At 67.7% G+C, this 15,387-nt stretch carries 13 protein-coding genes; 6 read left to right on the top strand and 7 right to left on the bottom strand.

Annotated features, from left to right (window positions below; genetic code table 11):
• Positions 1 to 6: 6 nt before the first annotated feature.
• A complete protein-coding gene (locus tag BAMB_RS24085) occupies positions 7 to 1,077 on the bottom strand; it encodes a rhodanese-like domain-containing protein (RefSeq protein WP_011659761.1) in 1,071 nt (356 codons plus the stop codon).
• A gap of 236 nt (positions 1,078 to 1,313) precedes the next feature.
• Here BAMB_RS24085 and BAMB_RS24090 point away from each other — a divergent pair, with 236 nt between their 5' ends.
• A complete protein-coding gene (locus BAMB_RS24090; protein WP_011659762.1) occupies positions 1,314 to 2,219 on the top strand; it encodes an HTH-type transcriptional regulator ArgP in 906 nt (301 codons plus the stop codon).
• A gap of 159 nt (positions 2,220 to 2,378) precedes the next feature.
• Positions 2,379 to 2,591 carry a DUF1059 domain-containing protein gene (locus BAMB_RS24095; protein WP_006750651.1) on the top strand — a complete coding sequence of 71 codons (213 nt, stop codon included), beginning with the start codon at positions 2,379 to 2,381 and terminating at the stop codon, positions 2,589 to 2,591.
• A 97-nt stretch (positions 2,592 to 2,688) separates the two neighbouring features.
• On the opposite strand, the gene ltaE is transcribed toward BAMB_RS24095, so the two are convergent.
• Positions 2,689 to 3,702, bottom strand: a complete 1,014-nt coding sequence (ltaE, locus tag BAMB_RS24100; RefSeq protein ID WP_011659763.1) for a low-specificity L-threonine aldolase — start codon at positions 3,700 to 3,702, stop codon at positions 2,689 to 2,691.
• Positions 3,703 to 4,087: 385 nt separating this feature from the next.
• Between ltaE and BAMB_RS24105 the strand changes: the two genes are divergently transcribed.
• The 3 genes from BAMB_RS24105 to BAMB_RS24115 are packed head-to-tail and all read left to right on the top strand — an operon-like array spanning position 4,088 to position 6,697.
• The gene (locus BAMB_RS24105) at positions 4,088 to 5,509 is read left to right on the top strand and encodes a cytochrome ubiquinol oxidase subunit I (RefSeq protein ID WP_011659764.1); all 1,422 of its coding nucleotides are present in this window, start codon (positions 4,088 to 4,090) and stop codon (positions 5,507 to 5,509) included.
• 29 nt (positions 5,510 to 5,538) lie between these two features.
• A complete protein-coding gene (cydB, locus tag BAMB_RS24110; RefSeq protein WP_011659765.1) occupies positions 5,539 to 6,546 on the top strand; it encodes a cytochrome d ubiquinol oxidase subunit II in 1,008 nt (335 codons plus the stop codon).
• Complete coding sequence (locus BAMB_RS24115) at positions 6,518 to 6,697, top strand: hypothetical protein (RefSeq protein WP_011659766.1); 180 nt, start codon at positions 6,518 to 6,520, stop codon at positions 6,695 to 6,697. The genes cydB and BAMB_RS24115 overlap by 29 nt, the downstream gene beginning before the upstream one ends.
• A gap of 91 nt (positions 6,698 to 6,788) precedes the next feature.
• Here BAMB_RS24115 and BAMB_RS24120 read toward each other — a convergent pair whose 3' ends face one another.
• The 3 genes from BAMB_RS24120 to BAMB_RS24130 all read right to left on the bottom strand — a co-directional run bounded on the left by BAMB_RS24120 (position 6,789) and on the right by BAMB_RS24130 (position 9,262).
• The gene (locus tag BAMB_RS24120; protein ID WP_041491548.1) at positions 6,789 to 7,076 is read right to left on the bottom strand and encodes a helix-turn-helix domain-containing protein; all 288 of its coding nucleotides are present in this window, start codon (positions 7,074 to 7,076) and stop codon (positions 6,789 to 6,791) included.
• 156 nt (positions 7,077 to 7,232) lie between these two features.
• Positions 7,233 to 7,427 carry a YqaE/Pmp3 family membrane protein gene (locus BAMB_RS24125; protein WP_011659768.1) on the bottom strand — a complete coding sequence of 65 codons (195 nt, stop codon included), beginning with the start codon at positions 7,425 to 7,427 and terminating at the stop codon, positions 7,233 to 7,235.
• A gap of 158 nt (positions 7,428 to 7,585) precedes the next feature.
• On the bottom strand, positions 7,586 to 9,262 hold the full coding sequence (locus BAMB_RS24130; RefSeq protein ID WP_011659769.1) for an alkaline phosphatase family protein: 1,677 nt from the start codon (positions 9,260 to 9,262) through the stop codon (positions 7,586 to 7,588).
• 262 nt (positions 9,263 to 9,524) lie between these two features.
• On the opposite strand from BAMB_RS24130, the gene BAMB_RS24135 reads away from it, so the two are divergent.
• The gene (locus tag BAMB_RS24135; protein ID WP_011659770.1) at positions 9,525 to 9,746 is read left to right on the top strand and encodes a hypothetical protein; all 222 of its coding nucleotides are present in this window, start codon (positions 9,525 to 9,527) and stop codon (positions 9,744 to 9,746) included.
• A 68-nt stretch (positions 9,747 to 9,814) separates the two neighbouring features.
• On the opposite strand, the gene BAMB_RS24140 is transcribed toward BAMB_RS24135, so the two are convergent.
• The gene (locus tag BAMB_RS24140) at positions 9,815 to 13,621 is read right to left on the bottom strand and encodes a DUF748 domain-containing protein (protein WP_011659771.1); all 3,807 of its coding nucleotides are present in this window, start codon (positions 13,619 to 13,621) and stop codon (positions 9,815 to 9,817) included.
• Positions 13,622 to 13,772: 151 nt separating this feature from the next.
• Positions 13,773 to 15,212 (bottom strand): DUF1254 domain-containing protein, encoded by a 1,440-nt coding sequence (locus tag BAMB_RS24145; protein WP_011659772.1) that lies wholly within the window; start codon positions 15,210 to 15,212, stop codon positions 13,773 to 13,775.
• Positions 15,213 to 15,387: the final 175 nt, after the last annotated feature.

A 15,387-nucleotide genomic window follows, 5' to 3' on the forward strand; every position in this document is an offset into this window, starting at 1 on the left:
GCGCCGCTACGACCGGCCGTCCATCACGACGCGGCCTTCGCCCCGCCAGCGCAGCATCCCGCCGCCGAGATTCGCGACGGCGTCGAACCCGGCCTTCAACAGAATCACCGTCGCCTGCGCGGAGCGGCCGCCGGCACGGCACACGGTCACGATCGGCCGGTCGCGCGCCAGCTCGCCGGTGCGCGCGGCCAGTTCGCCGAGCGGGATCGGGGTCGCGCCGGGCAGGTGGCCGAGCGGACCGGCGAATTCGTCGGGCTCGCGCACGTCGACGACCTGCACCGCCGGCAGGTGATCCTCGAGCCACTGCGGATCGATTTCCCAGAAACCGGCGAACGTATAGACGAGCGGCGCCCAGTCGGCCGCCGCCAGCGCGTCGGGCGCGTTCGCGGCGACGCCGCACTGCAGGTTCGCGGGCACCGCGACGTCGATCTGGCGCGGGTGGGCGAGCCCGAGGTTGCGCATGTAGCCGGCGAAATCGTCTTCGCTGAGATCGCCGCCGAGGCGCGGATTGAAGCGCCGCTCCTCGCCGACGCTCGTCACCGTCAGCCCGCGATAGTCGTGCGCGGGATACAGCAGGCAGGCGGCCGGCAGCGTGAAGAGACGGGCATGCACCGCGCGATACAGCGCGCGCGGGTCGCCCTGCTGGAAGTCGGTGCGGCCGGTGCCGCGAATCAGCAGGCAGTCGCCGGTGAACGCCATCGATTCGTCGTCGAGCACGAGGCTGATGCAGCCGCTCGTATGGCCCGGCGTCGCGCGCACGGTCAGGTAGCGCGCGCCGAATGCGCAGCGGTCGCCGTCGTTCAGGTAGCGGTCGGCGCCCTGCGCGCCGCTCGCGGCCGAAATCGCGATCGTGCTGCCGGTGCGCTGCTTCAGCAGCCACGCGCCCGTCACGTGATCGGCGTGCACGTGGGTGTCGACGGTCGCGACGAGCCGCAGCCCGAGCTCGTCGAGCAGCGCCGCGTCGCGGCGCACCTGCTCGAACACGGGATCGATCAGCAGCGCTTCGCGCGACGCGGGATCGGCGAGCAGATACGTGTAGGTCGACGACTGCGGGTCGAAAAGTTGCCGGAAGATCATTGGGAAGTTGCTCCGTCGGCTGGGGGTGTGTCGGTTGTGCGGGTGGCTTGGATGGTGCAAGCCAGCTCGCATGCGTCGCCGGCGCGCGGGGCGCGCGTTCCTACAGCGTAGTTCAAAACACACGTGCCGCCGCCACCGTTGCATGCGGCGAGACGTCATGCCGCGCCCGGATCGTCGCGGGCACTGCCTTACACTGTCGCCTCTTCTCGTCTTACGTTCACAGGAATTGCGTCGATATGTCTCTGACGATCGATCCCAAGCAAGCCGCCGCGCTGCTGGCCGTCGCCGACACCGGCAGCTTCGAGCAGGCCGCCGTGCGCCTGCACGTGACCGCGTCCGCCGTCACGCAGCGGGTCCGTGCGCTGGAGGCGAGCCTCGGCACGCCGCTCGTGCTGCGCACGCGGCCGTGCCGCCCGACAGTGGCCGGGCAGCGCGTGCTGCAGCACCTGCGCCGCGTCGCGCTGCTGCAGGCCGACCTGCAAAGCACGCTCGCGACCGAGCGCGAATCGCCGATCTCGGTCACGATCGCGCTGAACTCCGACAGCCTCGGCACGTGGTTCCTCCCCGCGCTGACTTCGGTGCTCGCGGGCGAGCGCATCCTGTTCGAACTGATCGTCGAGGACCAGGACCACACGTTCGCGCTGCTCGAAAGCGGGATGGCCGTCGGCTGCGTGACGACCGAGCCGAAACCGATGCGCGGCTGCGTCGCGACACCGCTCGGCACGATGCGCTACCGGCTGCTCGCTGCCGCCGCGTTCGCGGGGCGGTGGTTTCCGCGCGGCCTGAACCGCACGAGCGCGCGCGATGCGCCGGTCGTCGCGTATTCGCGGCGCGACACGCTGCAGTCCGCGTTCCTGAAGGAGAAGTTCGGGTTGCCCGAAGGCGCGTATCCGTGCCATTACGTGCCGGGCACGCACGCGCATTTCGCGGCGGTGCGGCACGGGCTCGGCTACGCGATGGTGCCGGAGCCGCTGCTCGGCAGCGCACCGCTCGATGCACAAGGGCTCGTCGATCTCGCGCCCATGCATCCGACCGACGTGACGCTGTACTGGCACGCGTGGACGGTGCAGTCGCCGACGATGGCGTCGCTGTCCGCACGCGTGGTCGAAGCGGCGCGCCGGCTGCTCGCGCCGCTGCCGTGACGAGCGGGTAAGCGACAGCATCGGCGCGGCAGGGGGCGCGGTACACACGGCGGCGAGGAACCCCGCCGCGCCGCCTATACTTTTTGCATCGGCCTCGCGAACGCGCCGCGCGGCCGATCAGGCCAATCCGGCCGCCCGCTTTCCCGTGAGGAGAACATCATGTCCCGCCGCTATATCGATTGCCGCGACTTTCCCAGCGCGATGAACTGCTCGGTCGCGATTTCCGCCGACTCCGACAACGAACTGCTGGAGGCCGCCGTCCAACATGCGGTCTCGGTGCACCAGCACGCCGACAGCCCCGAACTGCGCACGCAGTTGAAAGCGCTGTTCCGCGACGGCACGCCGCCCGTCGATGCGCCCCGGCAAGCGTAATCCGCCGGCACGACACATTCGACGCACAGCTAGCAACATCATCCCCTGCTTCGCGCCACATCGCGCCGGCGCTCGCCGCCGGCCGGCGCATTCCACTTTACGCGCGACGCTGCGCGAAATACGCACCGACCGCGTCGATGAAGGTATCGATGTCCGCGCGCGACACGTCGCAGTGCGTGACGAAGCGTGACGCGTACAGCATCTGCGTGAGGATCCCGCGCGCCTTGAGCCACGCTTCGAGCGGCGTGCAATCGGCTTCGGGAAATTGCGCGAACACCATGTTCGTCGCATGCGACAGCACCTTCACTTGCTCGATGCGCGCGAGCCCCGCCGCGAGATGCGCGGCGTTCGCGTGATCGTCGGCCAGCCGTTCGACGTTGTGCTCGAGCGCATACAGGCAGGCCGCCGCGAGAATGCCCGACTGCCGCATCCCGCCGCCGAGCACCTTGCGCCAGCGCTGCGCGCGCTCGATCAGCGCGCGACTGCCGACCAGCACCGAACCGACCGGCGCGCCGAGCCCTTTCGAGAAGCAGATCGACACGGTATCGAACGGTGCGCACAGTTCCGCGATCGGACGACCCGATGCGACGGCGGCATTGCACACGCGCGCACCGTCGAGGTGCGCGGCCAGCCCGCGGCTGCGCGCGAACGCGACGGCTTCCTGGACATAGCCTTCCGGCAACACGAGGCCGCCGATCGTGTTTTCGAGCGCGAGCAGGCGCGTGCGGGCGAAGTGGTTGTCGAGCGGCTTGATCGCCGCGGCGATCTTCGCGAGCGGCAGCGTGCCGTCCGGTGCGTTCTCGATCGGCTGTGGCTGGATGCTGCCGAGCACGGCCGCGCCACCGCCTTCGTACTTGTAGGTGTGTGCGAGCTGGCCGACGAGGTATTCGTCGCCGCGTTCGCAATGGGCCATCAGCGCGGCAAGGTTGCTCTGCGTGCCGCTCGGGAAGAACAGGCCGGCTTCCTTGCCGGCCCGCTCGGCCGTGACCGCCTGCAGGCGTAGCACGGTCGGGTCGTCGCCCCATACGTCGTCGCCCACTTCGGCGGCAGTCATCGCGGCCAGCATCGCCTGGCTCGGACGTGTCACGGTATCGCTGCGTAAATCGATCATTGTCGTGCCCTGAGTGAACGCGGACCGGAACCGATGCGCCCGGCCCTGCCGAAACGAGACTCAGAGTGTACGCAATTCACCCAGCGGCTGCCGACGGCAAGCGCGCCGCGATCCCGCATGCACGCAGTCGTTCCGATGATGCGACGCGCCATATTGACGCACGTGCGGCAGACCGCCACGGCGCGGCCGCCCGCCGCGCGAACGACCTTCTTGATACGAATCAACGATTTATGCCGAATTCGCGCGCGGCAGGCTGGACATCTGCGACGAGTTGGCGCATTTCGCGGCGCAACATCGCGTTCCATACTCCAGCCAACCCCGACGCCGGTTCGGCCGGGGTCCGCCGGCACCCGCCGGCGGGTATCGTCAGCCTCGGTCAACTGGTATGGACTCCGCTCTTTCGGCCCTCGATCTGGCCCGCCTGCAATTCGCGTTCACCGTCTCCTTTCACATCGTCTTCCCGGCGCTGAGCATCGGCCTCGCCAGCTTCATCGCCGTGCTCGAATATCGCTGGCTCAGGACCGGCAAGCAGTACTACAAGACACTCTGCCTGTTCTGGTCGAAGATCTTCGCGGTCGCGTTCGGGATGGGCGTGGTCTCCGGCGTCGTCATGAGCTATCAGTTCGGCACCAACTGGTCGGGCTTCTCGAGCTTCGCCGGCGCCGTCACCGGCCCGCTGCTGATGTACGAGGTGATGACCGCGTTCTTCCTCGAAGCCGGCTTCCTCGGCATCATGCTGTTCGGCTGGAATCGCGTGAGCCCGCGCGCGCACTTCGGCGCGACGCTGATGGTCGCGATCGGCACGCTGATCTCGACGTTCTGGATCCTCGCGTCGAACAGCTGGATGCAGACGCCGCAGGGCTTCGAGATCGTCGACGGCCGCGTCGTGCCGACCGACTGGTTCGCGATCATCTTCAACCCGTCGTTCCCGTACAGACTGTTCCACATGGCGATCGCCGCATTCATCGTCGCCGCATTGGTTGTCGCCGCGACGGGCGCATGGCACCTGCTGAAGGGGCGCCGCGACAAGGGCGTGAAGAAGATGTTCTCGATGGCGCTGTGGCTGCTGCTGGTGCTCGCGCCGCTGCAGGCCGTGATCGGCGACCAGCACGGCATCAACACGCTGAAGCACCAGCCCGCGAAGATCGCCGCGATCGAAGGCCTGTGGGAAACCGAAAAGGGCGGCACCGCGCTCAACCTGTTCGGCATTCCGGACATGAAGGCCGAAACGACCCGCTATGCGGTGAAGGTGCCGCATCTCGGCAGCCTGATCCTTACGCACAGCTGGGATGGCGAGATCCGCGGGCTGAAGGATTTCCCGCCTGAAGACCGCCCGAATTCGACGGTCGTGTTCTGGAGCTTCCGGATCATGGTCGGCCTCGGCTTCGCGATGATCGGCCTCGCCGCGCTCGCGTGGCTGCTGCGCCGCCGCGGCACCCTGTATGAATCGAAGTGGTTCCAGCGCTTCGCGCTCGTGATGGGCCCGACCGGTTTCGTGTCGCTGCTCGCGGGCTGGGTGACGACCGAAGCGGGCCGCCAGCCGTGGGTCGTGTACGGCGTGATGCGCACCGCTAAGGCCGTGTCGCCGCTGTCGGTGCAGCAGGTCAGCCTGTCGATGATGACGTTCGTGATCGTGTACTTCCTCGTGTTCGGCACCGGCGTGTACTACATGCTGAAGCTGATGAAGGCCGGCCCCGCGCTGCCCGATGCCCCGCACGACGCGGATCACGACAGGCCCGACACGCGCCTCGATCACACCGCGCGCCGCCCGATGTCGGCTGTTGACGAGCTGATCGAGACCGTCTGAGCCCACCCCTTTCGCAAACGAGAAAACCTATGGACGTCACCGTAATCTGGGCCGCGATCATCGCGTTGGGGCTCTTCATGTACGTCGTGCTCGACGGCTTCGACCTCGGCATCGGCATCGTCTTCCCGTTCTTCCCGGACGAGAAGGAACGCGACCTGATGATGAACACCGTCGCGCCCGTGTGGGACGGCAACGAGACGTGGCTCGTGCTCGGCGGCGCCGGGCTGTTCGCGGTGTTTCCGATCGTCTATTCGACGGTGCTGTCGGCGCTGTACCTGCCGCTGATCTTCATGCTGGTGTGCCTGATCTTCCGCGGCGTGTCGTTCGAGATCCGCGCGAAGGCGCGGCGCACGAAGCAGCTGTGGGATCTCGCGTTCATCGGCGGCTCGGCCGGCGCGACGCTGTTCCAGGGGATCGCGCTCGGCGCGTTCCTGCAGGGCATCAACGTGAAGGACGGCGTGTTCGCGGGCGACGCATTCGACTGGCTCACGCCGTTCAGCCTGCTGACGGGCCTCGGCCTGATCGTGACATACGCGCTGCTCGGCTGCTGCTGGCTCGTCGCGAAAACGGAGGGCGATCTGCAACGGCGCCTGCATCGCGTCGTGTGGCCGCTGACCGTCGTGCTGCTCGGCTTCATCGCCGTTATCAGCCTGTGGACGCCGCTGCAGGATCCGGCCATCGCGCAGCGCTGGTTCGATTCGGGGCTGTTCTGGCGACTGCTGCCGGTGCCGTTCCTGGTCGCCGCGTGCGCGGTGTGGATGCGTCGCGCGGTGCGCGCGCGCCACGACATGACGCCGTTCATGCTCGCGCTGGCGCTCGTGCTGCTCGGCTATGTCGGCCTGCTCGTCACGATGTTCCCGTATGCGATTCCGCAGACGATGACGATCTGGGAAGCGGCGGCGCCGCGTTCGAGCCAGACCTTCACGTTGGTCGGCGCAGCGGTTATCCTCCCCATCATCATCGCCTACACGACGATGGGTTATTGGGTATTCCGAGGCAAGGTGCGCCATGAAGACCAGCATTACTACCACCACTGATTCCGCCGCTCGCCAGCCCGACGCGCCGCGTCCGCGGATGCGCGGCTGGATGTGGTTCGTCGTTCTGTGGGCGGGCGGCGTGATCGGCGCCGTCACGCTCGGCTATGCGTTCAAGATCTTCATGAACCTGACGCTGTTTGCGGTGAAGTAGGCCGGGCGGCTGACCGGCATTCCACCCTCCGGACGCATCGCGCATCTGTCGATTACCCGACGGATGCGCCGCCCCACCACCACGGTACGGGTTATTGCGGCGCGCGGCGCACGACGCCGAGTTTCAACCCCAGCATGCCGAATATGCGGTTCATTGTCTGGACGGTTCCGTCGCTGCGACCCTGTTCGATATCCTGAATCGTCTTCGTCGATACGCCGGCGAGCTTCGCCATTTCGGCGCTCGTCAGCCGCATCGTCTTCTTCAGATGACGCACCGATTCGCGCAACGGCCATTCGGGATGCGCGAGGACGTCGTCGATCGCCTGGCGCCGCAGCGCAAGCTGTTCGGGAAGCGACATCGCGTTGTAGCGTTGGTCCATGGTGTGGCCGCCGACTTGTCCGCAGCAGGACCATTTCGGCATAAATCTATACAAATCGCGCCCGAAAGCGCCGGCAAATTATGTAGATATCTGCCGAAAAAGAGATCTTTGTCGTCGCGCCGGACGGGGACGGGGCCCGCCGGAATGCCGCAACGCCTACCGCCGCCCGCCCAACGCCGCCTCAATCTTGCGGTCGGTCTTGTACTGGCTCAACGCATACACCGACCAGATCGCGGCGGGCAGCCAGCCGATGATCGTGATCTGCAGCAGCAGACAGATGATCCCGGCGATCGGGCGGCCGATCGTGAAGAACTGGAACCACGGCAACAGCAGGGCAAGCAAAAGGCGCATCGGGAATCCTCCGGGTGACGTCGTTGAAAGTTCAGGCGCAGACAATATGACGGGCCGCGCCTCCCATTTCAAGTCCGAAGCGGCACTCGCCTGCCGACGCAGCGGGCGATCGGTGTAGCGCCGGACGCCGCCCCGCCGGCGGCATCCGGCATGCCGCATCAACGCCCAATACCCAGCCCCGGCAACACGTGCGTGTTCTCGGCCACGACCGCGTTCAGCAGACGCGGCTCCACGCCGAGCAACCCGAGGATCGTCGGCGCGACCTGCTTCGTGCCGACCAGATCGCTCACCGTGCGCGCGCGATGGAGGCCCGGATACGACACGAGCAGGCCGAGGTGGCTGTCGTCCGGCGCGTTGCCGCCGTGCTCCTCGTCCTTCTTCGTGCTCGACGTGTAGATCACGCCCGGATTCGGCTGGACGATGATGTCCGGCGTACGGCCGTTGGCCGGATCGCCGAACCGGTCGGCCAGCGCCGCGCCGTACAGGATGGTCGCCTGAGCACCGTCGGCACAGATCCCCGGCGCGTTGCAGCCGAGGTTCGCCTTCAGCGTCTGCACCACGGCCGTGCGCTGGCCGCGGTCGCGCAACCAGATCAGGCCGACGTCGTCGGTCTGCACCAGCCCCGTGCCGACCAGGCCCGAACCGTCGTTTAGGTTGCCCGTCGTTGTGTTGTTCTGGCCGAAGTTGCCGTTCGGGTCGATGTAGTCGTTCGCTTCGAGCAGCTTCGTCAGCGTGTCGCCGTTCTTCACGAGCTTCGCGTGGTCGGTCGGCGACTGGCCGTGCTTCGCCGTGACGATCACGGCCGTCGACGAATACAGGTTGGCCTGCTTCAGCGCCGCGACGACATGGCCGATCGAGTTGTCGACGTAGGTGATCGCGTTCGCGACCTGCCCGTTCGGCGTGAAGTTCGCATCGAGGTAGCCGCCGCCCTTCGTCACCGGCGCCTTCTGCGCGACGCTCAGCGTCTGGAAGTCGGCGCCGAACAGCGTCGGCACCGGCGCGCGCTTGGTGCCCGTCGAGTCACGGCCGTTGATCTGGTTGATCAGCGCCTGCACGTGCAGGTTGTCGAATTGCGCGGTATGCGAATAGACGTCCGTATAGGCCGTTTGCGTCGCCGGATCGATCGAGTTGATCTCGGTGCGCATCAGATCGTCGACGCCCTTGCCCGACGGCCCGTTCACCCAGTCGTAGCCCCACGCATGCTTGTCGGCCCACGCGGTGTACGCGTTCGGCACGCCGGCCTTCACGGCTTCGAACACCGTGTTGGTCTTCACGTAGTTGTGCGGGTACACCGGCACGCACTTGCCGTCGACCTTCGCGTTCGGGATCGCCTGCGGGTTGAACGCGCCGCCGCCATCGAGGTGCACGAGCGCGCCGCCGTTGAATGCATCGATGCCGGTCGTCTCGTCGAACACGACGTTCCAGCCCTGCTTGCCCGAGCAGGTCGTGTCGCCCGGCGCGTACAGGTGGCGGTCGTACGACACGTCGTAGAACAGGCCGGCCGTCTTCGGCGAGCCACCCGTCACGAGCGCCGCGAGGCCGGGGAACGAGTCCGACAGGCCCGGCGTATATGCGTTCGTGTACGTGACGCCGCTTTGCGCGAGCACCGCGATGTTCGGGCACGTATTCGCGCCCACGCAGCGCGCGAGATCCTGCTCGTGCAGGCCGTCGACGCTGATCAGCAGCACGTGCTTCACGACCCGGTGCGCGTGGCCGGCGCTCTCGCCTTGGCCGTTGCCGTCCTGCTTCGCCGCGTAGGCGCCCGCGCTTGCGAGCGCCAGCGCGCCCGCCACCATCAGCGCCATGTTTCGTTGTTTAGCGAATCTGGAAATCATCACCCCACCTCATCGATTGACGTTGAACCGCATGACTTGCCGACAAGCGCGCCAAATATCGGCGCGTCGTGCGGCGGTCGCATGAAGCGGGGCTTTCTGTTTTCTATCAAACGTAACCAATCGCAATTGACATCGCGCAGTCGCAATGCGGTGCGTGCCCGGGCGTGGCGGGTTGCGGCCGGTTCCGACCGTATTTTTTTCCCGGTTGGCGCACGACTATTGGCGTGCGATAAAGGGTTTTCCCCTAGCCCGGAGCACGCGTATGTCGACCCTGGAAGCTCTCCGATTCGTGCTGGACGATGCACGTACCCCCGAAATCATTCGCCACCACGTCGTAGACGCGCTGCAGTACGCGCTGCGCAACTACGGCCAAGTGTTCACCGCGAAGGAAATCGAATGGCTCGCGCAATGGGACGATGCCCGCCTGCCGCTGGCCGCGAAGAAGGAACTGGACAAGCGCGAACCGGCGATCGCCGCGCGCTGACGGGAAGCGCGCCGCCGCGCCCGATTGCCGATCGGACGCGGCGGCGGCGGATGAGGGAATGACGCGCGTTACTGCAGGCCGAAGTCGACGCGCGTCGTCGCGCCCTTGTCCTCGATGCCCTTCGCATCGAGCTTCGACGCCACGACGAACATGCGGCTCGAATCGATCTTGCCGTCGAGATACTGGCGCACGGCCTGCGCGCGCTGCTGCGCGAGCGCACGCAGCGCGTTGTCGTCGGCCGGCGCATGATCGGCCAGCGCCTGCTTCATGTCCGCCTCGGGCAGCGTCTTCTGCAGGCCGACCAGGTTGCGCGGCTTCTTGAAGTCGGCGGCCTTGTACGCACGCGTCAGGTACTTCTCGTACTCGGCCTGGTCGACCTTCACCGACATCGGATCGACGCTCTCGCCCTGGCCGATCACGTCCTTCAGCTTCTGCTGGCGCACCAGCCGGTCGACGTACGCGTCGCGCAGCCCCGGCGTGTCCTTCGCCGGATCGACGCGGCCGATCAGGTCGAGGCGGATCGACGGCTTCTCGGTCAGCATCTTCACGACGGTGTCGAGCTTCTTCTGCTGCGCGTCGGTCAGCTGGTACGAGCCCGGCGCGAACTCGACGTAGCCGAGATCCTCGCCGCCGCTGCCGCCGAACGCATTCGCGAGCAGCGAGAACGGCGACGTGACGGCCTTCGCGATCAGGTTCAGCACCGCGCGCCAGATCAGCCCGCCGACGCTGAATTCCGGATTCGACAGCGAACCCGACACCGGCAGGTTCACGTCGATCTGGCCGCGCGTGTTCTTCAGCAGCGAGATCGCGAGCTTCACCGGCAGCTTCGTCGCCGTGTCGTTGTCGACGTGGTCGCCGAACGTGAGCTGGTCGATGAAGATGTGGTTGTTCGCCTGCAGCTGATCGTTCGCGAGCTGGTAGTGCAGGTCGACGTTGAGCTTACCCTTCGTGATCGGATAGCCCGCGTACTTCGCGGAATACGGCGTCAGGTTGGTCAGCTCGATGTCGTGCGCGGTTGCCGTCAGGTCCAGCGCCGGCTTCTCGCTCAGCGGATTCACGGAACCCTTGATCGAGATCGGCCCGTTGCCCTCGAGGTTCGCGGCGACGTCGACCGGCGCGGACGTCGTCGAATCCGTGCCGAACGCGCCGACGGTGCCCTTGATCGCGACGAGGTGCGCCGTGTAGTTCGGCTTGATGAAGTTGTCCGTGTACGTGACGCGGCCGTTCTGCAGCAGCAGCTCGCCGAAATGCATCCGCACCGGATTCTGCGGCGGCGGCGCGGCCTTCACGACGACCGTCGCCGATGCGGCGGCCGGCGCGGACGCCTGCTGCGCAACCGCGGCCGATGCAGCGGCCGGCGAGGTCGCGCCCGGCGACAGCGGCACGGGCTCGCCCTTGCTCGCATCGCGCGTGAGCGATTGCGCGGGGCCCGTCTCCTTCGCGACGACGTCCTTCAGGTTCAGCCGCCCCTGCGCATCGAGCAGCACGCGACCGTAGAAGTTCGTGAACGTCACGCGCGCGGCGTCGACGTCGGTGCCCTTCTCGTCGTGGTTCACCTTCAGGTTCGTCAACGCGAGCGAGCGCCAGCCCGCGAACGGATCGGACGTCGCCTTGTCGAGCATCCGCACGTCGACCAGTGCGGCATCGCCGCGATAGGTCGCGCGCGGCGTGTCCTTCACCTGCGCGAACGTCAGGTTGCCTTGCGCGTTGAGCAGCGCGCTCGCGATGGTCGCGTTCAGCGCGCTGCCGAAGTACGGCTCGAACGCGGCCGCGTCGAGGCGGTTGCCGTTGATCTTCAGGCCGAGCTTCAGCGGCTGCGCGGTCACGTCGCCCGACACGTTGAGCGCGCCCTTGCGGTTCAGCGTCGCCTTCAGCTGCACCGGCAGCGGCTTCGTCATGTCGTCGCTGATCTTCTGCACCGACAGGTCGAGCGGCTTGATCGCGAGCTTCACCGGGCGCGGCGTCGACAGGTCCGTGAAGTTGGCGGCAGAGTCCTTCACGTTCAGCGCGTCGATCCGGTAATGCCACGTCGGCGCGGCCGCCTCGGCCTTGCGCGCGACCGTGCGCTTGGGCACCGCCGCCTGCGCGGGCTCGGCCAGCGCCGCGAGATCGATCTTGCCGTCCTTCAGGCGTTTGACGTCGAGCGCGAGCCCCGTCGCGTCGACGCTCGCGATTTCCGCGGTGCGCGTGGCGACATCGACCTTCGCGATCTTCGCGCTCGCGTCGGGCAGCACGATCGCGGGCGCCTTCGCGTCCGGCGTCGCGAGCTTCAGCGACTTCAGGCTCACGGTGCTGTCAGCGATCTGCGCGTCGAGCGGCGTCTTGCCCCAGTCGGCCGTCGCGTTGACGGTCGCGCCGAGCGTGCCGTCGAGCACGCGCGCACGGGTCGCCTCGCCGAGATACGGCTGCAGCGCCGGCAGCGCGAGCGCATCGACCGTCAGCTTCGTGTCGGCCTGCTTCGCCGCGACGCTGAACGCGCCCTCGGCCTTCACGTCGCCGCCGCGCGACAACGACGTCGACAGCGTGTACTTCGCCGGCGTCTTGCCCTGCAGCGTGAAGCCGTCGAGCGTCGCGGCGAGCTTCGTCAGCGACATCGCGGTCGGCGTTGCGGGCACGCGGTCGTCGACGTTGATCGTGCCGCCGTCGATCGCGAAATGACGGATCGTCAGGTCGAGCGGCGGTGCTTCCTTCGCGGCGGTTTCGGCCTTCGCACCGCTCGCGCCGCTCGCAGCGGCGGTGGCGGTGGCCGTCGATGCGGCGGCGCCCGACGCGGCCGGCTTGCCCGCGGCAGCCTTCGGCGCTGCGGCCGGCTGACCGGCGAGCTTCTCGACGTTCAGCACGCCCTGCTTGTCGCGCGCCAGGTCGACGACCGGCTGGTCGAGCCGGATCTCGTCGAAATGCAGCACGTTGCGCAGCGGCTCGAGGCCGGCGGCCGCCACATGCACGCCGCGCGCGGCGAACAGCGGCTCGGACGCGCGGCCGGTGACCTTCGCGTCGTTCAGGTCGACGGTGCCCGACACGCGCAGCGTGGGCGTGTCGCCGCTCATCACGAAGTTCAGCGTGAGGTCGCTGCTCAACAGGCCGCTCGTGACGATCACCGGCAGCTTCGCCGGCGCGTACGAAATCAGCTTCGGCACGTCGAGCCGGTCGAACTTCAGCGCGACTTCCGACTCACGCGACTGCGCGAACGGCTTCGTCTTGCCGTCGATCGCGATCGGGCTGCCGTCGAACCGCGCGCGCAGCTTCGGCTGCACGAAGATGTCGGTCTTCGACGCCAGCGTCGCGATGAACGGAATGCCGAGCGTCCAGTTGTCGACCACGTGCTTTTCGTTCAGCAGGCGATCGTCGAAGTCGATCCGGCCGTCGTTGACCTGGATGTTCGACACCGAGAACTGCGTCGGCTTGCTTTCCGGCTTGGGCGACGGCTTCGAGAACTTCTCGATCAGGTCGGTGAAGTTGAAGCGCTGCGCGTCGTAGCGGACGATATGGAAGCGCGGCGAGTCGACGCGCACTTCGTTGACGATCGGTGCGCCGCGAAACAGCGACGACCACGACGGCCGCACGACGAGCTTGTCGATGTCGATGAAGCCGCCCTGGCCGCCGCGCTCGCCGACGTGCACGCCGTCCGCTTCGAGATTGAGCGTGTACGGGTTCAGCGCGATGCGCTGGATCGTGGACGGCCGGTCGAGCTGCTGGCTCAGTTGCTGTTCGGCGATGTGGCGGATCAGCGGCGGCGCCGCGAAGAATCCGAGCAGTCCGAACAAAACGATGAAGATCAGCACGCCAAGGCCGATACGCCGGGCCCGGCGCGAGCGTGCAACGCCGCCGAGGGTTTGAAGGGTCGAGGGTACGGTTTCTTTCTCTGCGCTTGCCATGCTTGAATATCTCGGAAATGGATGCCGGCCGCACCGGAAAACCGGCACGGCCGCGCACGCAATCCCGAAAGTATAGGCTCAGGTGGTGACGGAACGGCGTTCGGGTGCGAGCGCCGCGCCCGCGGATCGGACAGCGGCGGCGCCTATCCGTTCATTTCCGGACCACGGCGGGCGGCATCCACGAGCCGTCGGTCGCTTGCGGCTTCGGCGCGTAGAGGCGCAACGCGAGCGCGAAATCGGTGCGCGGCGCCGGCAGCCAGTTCGCCGCATGCGCGCCGCCCGACGACGCCGACACGACCACGTCGATCGAGCCGTCGTGATTGCGGCGCAGCCGGTCGCGGTCGCCGAGCGAGCGGCGCGCCGAGCCGACGTCGGGCAGCGCGCCGTTGGTGGAGTACGGTGTCAGCGTCCAGAACCCGCGCACCGGCGGCAGCGCGCCCGGCGCGAAGTGCAGCACGTAGCGGTTCGCGCCGTTCAGCGGATGGCCGTCGCTGTCGACGCGCACGAGCGCGAGCGTCTCGTCGTCACGCGTCGCGGTGCCGAACTGCGTGTAGGCCGCGTACGCGCGCAGCGCGTAGTCCTGGCCGTACTTGCCGGCCGCGTCGCCGATCCAGCTCCAGCCGTTCGCGTTCAGCAGGTTCGGCGGCGGTGCCGCGAGCCGCGCGCGCGCTTCGGCGACGCCGGCCGTCGCGGCGCTCAGGCGATCGCCGGTCCACAGCACCGAGTAGCCGGCCGACACGCCGATGTCGTTCAGCAGTTCCTGCGCGTGCGCGTCGTCGGCGGGTGCCGGGTTGTCCTGCAGCACCTGCGCGAAACGCGTGAAGAACGCCTTCGGGTCGAGCGCGGCGACCTGCTCGGCCGGCGTGCCGCCGCTCGCCGCTTCCGACGGCGCGCTGCCCGCATGGACCGCGACCGACGCGCCGCGCGCGCTGCCCGTATAGACGGACAGCGGCACCACGCGGATCGCCCGCTGCAGTTTCTTCACGTTCGTGAGGTCGCGCCCGCCGCTCGTCTGCAGCCGCACTTCGAGCCATGCGTTGGCCGACGGCACGTCGACACGCAATGCGCCCTTCGGCAGCGTGCCCTGCCAGTCCTTCGCGGCAAAGGCAATCGTTTGCGATCGCGCGGCGCCACGCGCGCCCCGCGCCGCGACACTCGACGACGACCACAGCACGTTCGTCCACATGTCGAGCGCGCGGGCATCCCAGTAGCGGCCGCGGGTGTCGGGCAGCGTGACGATCACCGGCTCGGCGCCGACGTCGAGCCAGCCGGTCGAGTCGAGCGTGTCGACGCCCGGCAGCGGCGGGTTGAGCGCGCCGACGGGCGGCAGCGCCTGCGCGTGACGCAGCGTGTTGAGCGGCGCCTGGCCCGGCTGCGCACCGTCGCCGCCTGTCGCGGCTTCCTTCGCGACGTCCATCAGCACGAGCGGATACGCATATATATAGGAATCGGCTACTTCGGCGCGCATCCAGCCGGTTTTCCGCTGGATCGCGTCCGGTTGCGACGCGCAGCCCGCCAGCAGCGCCGCCAGGACCAGCGACGCGCCTGCCGCGCGCCGCAGCGAAATTGATTCTCGTAGGTTTTCAATCATTGTGTACTGGCCGAATATCGTTCTTGTCAGTCAACGCCTTGTTCGACCCACGATCGGCGAAAGCAAGGCACCCCAGCCTGCCCGGTCGCCGCTTCGCTAGGCGGGCGCTGATGTCAGGCCGGTATCATAGCGCCTAAGGGCATCCCCCAATATGCCGAATAACGGGCGGAGCGGT

Origin of the sequence: Burkholderia ambifaria AMMD (genome assembly GCF_000203915.1) — a bacterium.
GTDB lineage: Bacteria > Pseudomonadota > Gammaproteobacteria > Burkholderiales > Burkholderiaceae > Burkholderia > Burkholderia ambifaria.

Bases quoted from the DNA above. Each gene is read 5' to 3' on its own strand.
- BAMB_RS24095 (WP_006750651.1), top strand. From the start codon at position 2,379: ATGTCCCGCCGCTATATCGATTGCCGCGACTTTCCCAGCGCGATGAAC.
- BAMB_RS24145 (WP_011659772.1), bottom strand. From the start codon at position 15,212: ATGATTGAAAACCTACGAGAATCAATTTCGCTGCGGCGCGCGGCAGGC.
- BAMB_RS24105 (WP_011659764.1), top strand. From the start codon at position 4,088: ATGGACTCCGCTCTTTCGGCCCTCGATCTGGCCCGCCTGCAATTCGCG.
- BAMB_RS24125 (WP_011659768.1), bottom strand. From the start codon at position 7,427: ATGCGCCTTTTGCTTGCCCTGCTGTTGCCGTGGTTCCAGTTCTTCACG.
- BAMB_RS24130 (WP_011659769.1), bottom strand. From the start codon at position 9,262: ATGATTTCCAGATTCGCTAAACAACGAAACATGGCGCTGATGGTGGCG.
- cydB (WP_011659765.1), top strand. From the start codon at position 5,539: ATGGACGTCACCGTAATCTGGGCCGCGATCATCGCGTTGGGGCTCTTC.
- BAMB_RS24140 (WP_011659771.1), bottom strand. From the start codon at position 13,621: ATGGCAAGCGCAGAGAAAGAAACCGTACCCTCGACCCTTCAAACCCTC.
- ltaE (WP_011659763.1), bottom strand. From the start codon at position 3,702: ATGATCGATTTACGCAGCGATACCGTGACACGTCCGAGCCAGGCGATG.
- BAMB_RS24085 (WP_011659761.1), bottom strand. From the start codon at position 1,077: ATGATCTTCCGGCAACTTTTCGACCCGCAGTCGTCGACCTACACGTAT.
- BAMB_RS24135 (WP_011659770.1), top strand. From the start codon at position 9,525: ATGTCGACCCTGGAAGCTCTCCGATTCGTGCTGGACGATGCACGTACC.
- BAMB_RS24115 (WP_011659766.1), top strand. From the start codon at position 6,518: ATGAAGACCAGCATTACTACCACCACTGATTCCGCCGCTCGCCAGCCC.
- BAMB_RS24120 (WP_041491548.1), bottom strand. From the start codon at position 7,076: ATGGACCAACGCTACAACGCGATGTCGCTTCCCGAACAGCTTGCGCTG.
- BAMB_RS24090 (WP_011659762.1), top strand. From the start codon at position 1,314: ATGTCTCTGACGATCGATCCCAAGCAAGCCGCCGCGCTGCTGGCCGTC.